General features: G+C 71.8%; 7 protein-coding genes and 1 tRNA gene. 3 read left to right on the top strand and 5 right to left on the bottom strand.

All coding sequences use genetic code 11. The features are described 5' to 3' along the window. Together ACZJYS_RS21310 and hemA are read left to right on the top strand one after the other, a co-directional pair. On the top strand, positions 1-631 hold a 631-nt coding region (locus ACZJYS_RS21310; protein ID WP_493180242.1), incomplete at its 5' end, for a Rossmann-fold NAD(P)-binding domain-containing protein. Between the two features lie 53 nt (positions 632-684). Next, positions 685-1,914: a 5-aminolevulinate synthase gene (hemA, locus tag ACZJYS_RS21305; protein WP_493180241.1), complete on the top strand. Its 1,230-nt coding sequence runs from the start codon at positions 685-687 to the stop codon at positions 1,912-1,914. A 58-nt stretch (positions 1,915-1,972) separates the two neighbouring features. On the opposite strand, the gene ACZJYS_RS21300 is transcribed toward hemA, so the two are convergent. The 4 genes from ACZJYS_RS21300 to ACZJYS_RS21285 form a co-directional block, all read right to left on the bottom strand. Continuing rightward, positions 1,973-3,256 (bottom strand): TRAP transporter large permease, encoded by a 1,284-nt coding sequence (locus ACZJYS_RS21300; protein WP_109516861.1) that lies wholly within the window; start codon positions 3,254-3,256, stop codon positions 1,973-1,975. A gap of 17 nt (positions 3,257-3,273) precedes the next feature. After that, positions 3,274-3,828, bottom strand: a complete 555-nt coding sequence (locus ACZJYS_RS21295) for a TRAP transporter small permease (RefSeq protein WP_109516862.1) — start codon at positions 3,826-3,828, stop codon at positions 3,274-3,276. 29 nt (positions 3,829-3,857) lie between these two features. Then, positions 3,858-4,859 (bottom strand): TRAP transporter substrate-binding protein, encoded by a 1,002-nt coding sequence (locus ACZJYS_RS21290; RefSeq protein WP_109516863.1) that lies wholly within the window; start codon positions 4,857-4,859, stop codon positions 3,858-3,860. A gap of 210 nt (positions 4,860-5,069) precedes the next feature. Further along, positions 5,070-5,144: transfer RNA gene (locus ACZJYS_RS21285), tRNA-Val, on the bottom strand. A gap of 132 nt (positions 5,145-5,276) precedes the next feature. Between ACZJYS_RS21285 and ACZJYS_RS21280 the strand changes: the two genes are divergently transcribed. Further along, complete coding sequence (locus ACZJYS_RS21280; RefSeq protein ID WP_379650654.1) at positions 5,277-6,155, top strand: N-formylglutamate amidohydrolase; 879 nt, start codon at positions 5,277-5,279, stop codon at positions 6,153-6,155. Between the two features lie 333 nt (positions 6,156-6,488). On the opposite strand, the gene ahpD is transcribed toward ACZJYS_RS21280, so the two are convergent. Further along, on the bottom strand, positions 6,489-6,992 hold the full coding sequence (gene ahpD, locus ACZJYS_RS21275) for an alkylhydroperoxidase, AhpD family (RefSeq protein WP_493180240.1): 504 nt from the start codon (positions 6,990-6,992) through the stop codon (positions 6,489-6,491). Between the last annotated feature and the right edge of the window lie 2 nt (positions 6,993-6,994).

The raw sequence follows: 6,994 nt of genomic DNA, 5'->3' as shown, positions 1-6,994 counted from the left end.
GGCTGCCGCCACCCGGCTGCGCTGGGTGGGCTACCTCTCCACCACCGGCGTCTATGGCGACCGGCAGGGCGGCTGGGTGGCGGAGACGACGCCGCCCGCCCCCGCGCAGGAGCGCTCCCTGCGGCGGCTGGCGGCGGAGCGGGCCTGGTGGGCGGCGCTGGCCGGGCGCGGCGTGGCGCTCGACATCTTCCGCACCGCCGGCATCTACGGCCCCGGCCGCAGCGCGCTGGACGAGCTGCGCGCCGGCCGCGCCCGCCGGGTGGACAAGCCGGACCACCTCTTCTCCCGCATCCACCGCGACGACATCGCCGCCGCCGTGCTGGCCGCCGCGACCGGGGAGGGCTGGCGCACCGATGCCCCCCGCGTGCTGCACCTGGCCGATGACGAACCCGCCACCGGCGCGGCGGTCACGGAGGAGGCGGCGCGGCTGCTCGGCCTGCCGCCGCCGCCCCTGCTGCCCTTCGCCGAGGCCTGGGCGGGCATGTCGCCCATGGCGCGCAGCTTCTGGGCGGAGAACCGGCGGGTGGACAGCCGCGCCACCCAGGCCGCCCTCGGCCTGCGCTGGCGCCATCCGGACTACCGCGCCGGGCTGCGCGCCATCCGGGAAGGCGAGACGCGGAAACAGGGCTGATGCGCCACCATCGCCGCTGCAAGGGCTGGGCGCAGGGTTTATAGAGGCGGGCCATGGACACGCGTCAGACCCTGCTCGACCATTGTTCGCGGCACCTCGGCACCTTGCGGAACGAGGGCCGCTACCGGGACTTCACGCGGCTGGAGAAGATCGCCGGCCGCTTCCCGACCTACCGCTGGCACGGCCCGGGAGGTCAGGGGCCGGGTGGCGCGCGCGAGATCACCGTCTGGTCGGCCAACGACTATCTCGGCATGGGCACCCACCCCGCCGTGCTGGACGCGGCGGCCGGGGCGGTGGCGGCGCATGGCGCGGGCGCCGGCGGCACGCGCAACATCTCCGGCACCTCGCCGCTGCACGCCGCGCTGGAGGATGAGCTGGCCTCCTGGCACGGCAAGCCGGCGGCGCTGCTCTTCGGCAGCGGCTACCTGGCCAACCAGGCGGCGCTCTCCGCGCTGCTCGCCGCCCTGCCGGGCATGGAGGTGTTCTCGGACGCCATGAACCATGCCTCGATGATCGACGGCATGCGCCGCAGCCCGGCGAAGCGCCACATCTGGCGCCACAACGACCTCGGCCACCTGGAGGAGCTGCTCCGCGCCGCCGACCCCGCCGCGCCGAAGGTCATCGCCTTCGAGAGCGTCTATTCCATGGAAGGCGACGTCGCGCCGCTGCACGCCATCTGCGACCTCGCCGAGAAGTACGACGCCATCACCTATCTCGACGAGGTGCACGCCGTCGGCCTCTACGGGCCGCAGGGCGCGGGCATCGCCGAGCGGGACGGCGCGGCGGCGCGGATCGACGTCATCGAGGGCACGCTGGCCAAGGGCGTGGGCGTGTTCGGCGGCTACATCGCCGGCGCGGCGGATCTCGTGGACTATGTGCGCTCCGTCGCCGGCGGGCTGATCTTCACCACCGCCCTGCCGCCGCCCACCGTGGCGGCCGCGCTGGCCAGCATCCGCCACATCCGCGCCGATGCCGCGCTGCGCGAGCGGCTCGCCAGCCGTGCCACGGCGTTGAAGGCGGCGCTCGACGCCGCCGGCCTGCCGCGGCTCGACAGCCACAGCCACATCGTGCCCGTCCCCGTGCCGGGGGCCGATGCCTGCCGCGCCGTGGCGCGCCGGATGCTGGAGGAATTCTCGATCTACGTCACGCCGATCAACTACCCCACCGTGCCGCGCGGCACGGAGAGGCTGCGCCTCTGCGCCACGCCCTTCCACGACGATGCGATGATCGCGGAGCTGGTGCGGGCGCTGGGGGAGGTGCTGCGGGTGGCCAGGGCGGCCTGAGGAAAAGAAAGGCCGGGGGAGAAGGAATTCTCCCCCGGGCCCCCTCATCTTTTTTCTGTCAGTTGGCGCCGTAGCCCGCCACGCGCGGCAGCCAGAGCGCGATGTCGGGGAAGGCGATCAGCAGGCCGGTGCCCGCGGCCAGCATCAGCATGTAGGGGATGATCGAGCGGTTCACCTCGGCCAGCGGCGCGCCGGTGATCGCCTTGATGACCACCAGGTTCATCGCCACGGGCGGCGAGATCAGCGCCATCTCCAGGCTCAGCGTCAGCAGCACGCCGTACCACACCTTGTCGATGCCGAGCTGCGCCAGCACCGGCAGGATCGCCGGCATGGTCAGCAGGATGATGCTGAAGCTCTCCAGCACCAGGCCGAGCAGGAACAGCAGCACCATCATCGCCACCAGGAAGCCGGTGCGGCTGAGGCCCCACTCCAGCACCAGCGCCGTCAGCTCCTGCGGCACGCGCAGCTTGGTCAGCATGTAGCCGTAGATGGCGGCGGCGGCGATGATCATCAGCAGCATGGCACTGGTCCGGGTGGCCTCGCCCACCCCCTCCAGCAGGTCGCGCCAGCCCAGCGTGCGGTAGATCAGCGCCGCGATCAGGATGGCGTAGAGCGTGCCGGTGCCCGCCGCCTCGGTGGCGGTGAACACGCCCATGTAGATGCCGCCCAGCACGAAGATCGGCAGCGACAGCGACCAGCCGGCGCGCCGCAACGCCAGGGCGGCGTTCTCCGGCGGCGGGTCGTCGGCCGGCGCCACGGCGCGGCCCTCCGTCAGGTAGCAGTAGAGTGCGAAGGCGCAGGCCATCATCAGCCCGGGCAGCAGCCCGGCCAGGAACAGCGCGCCCACGCTGGTCTCGGTGACATAGGCGTAGAGCACCATCGGCGCCGAGGGCGGGATGAGGATGCCCAGCGTGCCGCCGCCCGCCACCACGCCGAAGGCGCCCTTGCGGCTCATGCCGTAGCGCAGCATCTGCGGAATGGCGATCTTGCCCACGGTGAGCGCCGTGGCCACCGAGGAGCCGGAGATGGCGGCGAAGATGGTGCAGGCGGCGACCGTGGCGATGCCGACGCCGCCGCGCACCCCGCGCAGCAGCGCGAAGGCGGCGGCGTAGAGGTCGTCCACCACCCGGCCGCGCACCATGACATGCGCCATCAGCATGAAGAGCGGGATGGCCACCAGCAGGTAGCCGTCGAGCTGGCCGATCACCAGCTCGCCCAGCGCCGGCACGCCGCCCTCCACCCAGAGCAGCACGCCGAGCGGGAGCAGGAACAGCGCCACGAACATCGGCACGCCGAGATAGAGCACGACGAACAGCGCCGCGAGCAGGGCCAGGAAGGTCATGGGCGGTCTCGGTGTCCTTACTCGCCGCGCGCCAGCGTGTCGCGCGGCAACTCCTCCGCCCCGTCGGGCAGGTAATCCGGCTCCTGGCCCAGCGCCAGCACCACCGACTGCGCCAGCGCCACCACCATCAGCAGCGCCGCGCCCAGCGGCAGCAGCGCCTGGATCCACCAGACGGGCACGCCGTCGATCTCGGTCATCACGCCGATCATGCGGCTGAAGGCCACCGTCTCCAGCCCGGCATGCAGCAGGATGCCCGCCACCAGCGCCACCGAGAGGGTGCCGAACAGCCGCGCCCCGCGCGCCGCGCGGCCGCGCAGGGCGTTGGTCAGCACATCGACGCCGATATGCTCGAAGCGGCGCTGCGCCTCGGGCGCGGCCAGCAGCACCAGCGCCACCACCAGCCAGCCGGCGGTCTTGTCGATCCAGGGCTGCGGCAGGCCGGCCAGGTAGCGCGCCACCACCGAGACGGTGACGAGCACCAGGCACAGCGCCGTGGCCACGGCCCCGAGCGCCGCCGCCGCGCGCGACACCGCCGCGGCCACGGCCGAGACGGCGCGCGCGGCCGGGCTCATCGCGGCTTGTTCCGTCCCGGCGGGCGGCCTCACAGGGCGCGCAGCAGCTCGATGGCGCGGGCGCCGCCCTCCGGCGCCAGCTTCAGGAAGGCATCGACCACCGGCTTCTGCATGGCGCCGCTCCAGGCGGCGCGCTCGGCCTCGGTCTGCTCGTGCACCGCCATGCCCTTGGCCTTCAGCTCGGCCAGGGCCCTGGCGGCCACGTCCTCGGTGAGCGGGATCTGGTCGCGCTCCGCCTGGGCGGCGGATTCGGCGATGATGGCGCGGTGCGCAGGGCTAAGCCCGTCGAACCAGCGCGGGTTCACGTAGACGTGGGTGAACACGCAGAACCACGGCGTGACGGTGCCGAATTTCTGGAACTCGTAGAAGCGGCGGGAGACGGCGGCGGAGACATCCGTGAGCCCCGCATCCAGCACGCCCGATTGCAGCGCCTGCGGCACCTCCGGCCCCGGCATGGCGGAGGGGGCGGCGCCCACGGCGGTCAGCGCATGGTCGGTCAGCGCGTTCAGGCCGCGGATCTTGAGGCCCTTGAAGTCCTCGGTGGCGATGATCGGCTTGCGGTTGCTGGTGAAGATGGCCTGGCGCGTGGTGTAGAGCCACATCAGGTTGCGCACGGCCCGCTTCTGCAGCAGCCCCTCCAGGTACTGCGCCGCCGGGGAGCCGGGGAACTTCCGGATCCGCTCCAGCTCGGTGAAGAGGTAGGGCAGCGTCAGCACGTTCATCTCGGGCAGCGTGTTGCCCCACTGGAAGTTCACCGCCGCCGCCGCCTCGAAGGCGCCGCGCGCCACGCCGGGGAAGTTCTCGCCCGCCTTGGCCAGCTGCTCCGCCGGGAAGACCTGCACGTCGATCGCGCCCTGGCTCTTCGCCTTCACCCGCTCGGCGAAGGCGGCGAGGATGGTGGCGTGCTGGTGGCTCGGCGGAAACTGGTGCGACAGGCGCATGGTGACCGCGCCCTGCGCCCGCGCCAGGCGCGGCAGGGCAGGGGCGGCGAGGCCGGCCGTGGCGGCCAGGAGCAGATGGCGGCGTTGCATGGAACGAGATCCCCCGGAAGGCTTCTGCGCCGTGTTTGCTGCGGTGCAGCCCGGGGGTCAACAGTTCCGGCAAGCTTTTGCCGATGCCCTGGTATGTTTGTTTCAAATCTCCCGTCCGGCGCGCAACGAGCTGCGGGGGGGGGGCGGAGACCGGGCACGAAAAAGCCCGCTTCCGGCGGGAGGCGGGCTGATCAGGGATATGGACCGGGATGGTGGGCGCGACAGGGATTGAACCTGTGACCTTCCCCGTGTCAGGGGGACGCTCTCCCGCTGAGCTACGCGCCCATTCCGGTCGGGGCGCGTAACTATCGCGGCGGGGGCGGGCTGGCAAGGGGTGATTGCGCGGCGACCGCAAAAGCTTTGCACCCTGGCGAGTCGTGACAGCAGGGTTGCGCTATGGCTTGATGCGGCCGGATCATGGATCTTCCTCTGACGCTTCCCGCGGGGCAGCAGCACCCCGGCCCCTTCCTGCTCTCGCGCCCCGATGCGTGGCGGGCGCCGCTGGTGTTCGCCTCGCCGCATTCGGGGCGGGACTACCCGGCCGCCTTCCTCGCCGAATCGCGGCTCGACGCGCTGTCGGTGCGCCGCTCGGAGGATGGCTTCGTCGACGAGTTGTTCGCCGCCGCGCCCCTGCACGGCGCGCCGCTGCTCGCCGCCACCTTCCCGCGCGTCTATTGCGACGCCAACCGCGAGCCCTGGGAGCTGGACCCGGCGATGTTCGACGGGCCGCTGCCTTCCTGGGTGAACAGCGCCAGCCCGCGGGTGGGGGCGGGGCTCGGCACCATCGCCCGCATCGTCGCCAGCGGCGAGCCGGTCTACCGCCGCCGCCTGCCCTTCCGCGAGGCGGAGGAGCGGGTGCAGCGCTGCTGGCAGCCCTATCATGGCGCGCTTTCCGGGCTGATCGCCGAATCCAAGGCGCTGTTCGGCTGCTGCCTGGTGGTGGACTGCCATTCGATGCCCACCCACCCCGCGCATCCGCCGAACGCGCCCGACATGGTGCTGGGTGACGCCCATGGCACCGCCTGCGCGCCGCGCGCCGTGCGGCGGGTGGAGGAGCAGCTCTGGTCGATGGGCTACCGGGTGCGGCGCAACGACCCCTATGCCGGTGGCTACGTGACGCGCCATTACGGCCGCCCGCGCGAGGCGGTGCATGTGCTGCAGATCGAGATGGCGCGCAGCCTCTACATGGACGAGGCGGCGATCGAGCGCCTGCCCGGCATGGGCCAGCTGCAGCGCGACCTGACGGCGATGATCGCGGCGCTGACGCGGATGGACTGGGCCTTCCTGCGCGGCTGAGGGCCGGCCTGTGCGCGGCGCGCCCCTCCCTGGCCGGCGCGCGGGCAAAAAAAAGGCGGTGCCGAAGCACCGCCGAGTTTAGGGAGGAAACGTCCAAGAAAGACAACAACGCAGTGCGTTGCTGCGAGAGGGAAGATAGGCGGGCGATCATTCGTGTGCAAGCGGTTTTTCGCGCTGCAACACGAGTTTTGCCTGCGTTTTCAGCGAGCCCTCATGCGCACTTTGCATAACAAGCGGGCGGCTGCCGGGTTGCACGACAAAAAACCCCGCACAGGCCATAAGCCTGGGCGGGGCTTTGCACAGCATCCGGGCAGACGGCCCGTTGCGGCGGGGTCAGGCGGCGAGGGCTTCCTCGGCGTCCAGCAGGCCGGCCACGGCATGCACCACGGCGGCGATGCGCACCGCGGCCTGCACCTGCTCGGTGCTCACGCCGCCATGCTTCACCACCTTCTCATGGCTCTCCATGCACATGCCGCAGCCATTGATGGCGGAGACGGCGAGCGACCAGAGCTCGAAATCCACCTTCTCGACGCCCGGCTTGCCGATGACGTTCATCCGCAGCTTGGCCGGCAGGCCCGGATAGTCGCCGCCCACCAGATGGGTGAAGCGGTAGTAGATGTTGTTCATGCCCATGATGGCGGCGGCGGCCTTGGCGGCGGTCAGCGCCTCGGGCGAGAGCTTCGGGCCGAACTCGGCGACGAGGGCGCGGATCACCTCGGCGTTGCGGCTGGCGATGGCGCTGGCGACGAAGGTGCCGGCCAGCTTCTGCGTGTCCAGCACCGGCTCGGTGGCCAGGCTGCCGAGGTTCAGCTTCAGGTCGCGGGCATAGTCGGGCAGGC

It is taken from the genome of Roseomonas sp. TS2, assembly GCF_058833935.1.
Note: the sequence above shows the minus strand (reverse complement) of the source record. Positions and strands in the feature narration are given on the sequence as shown.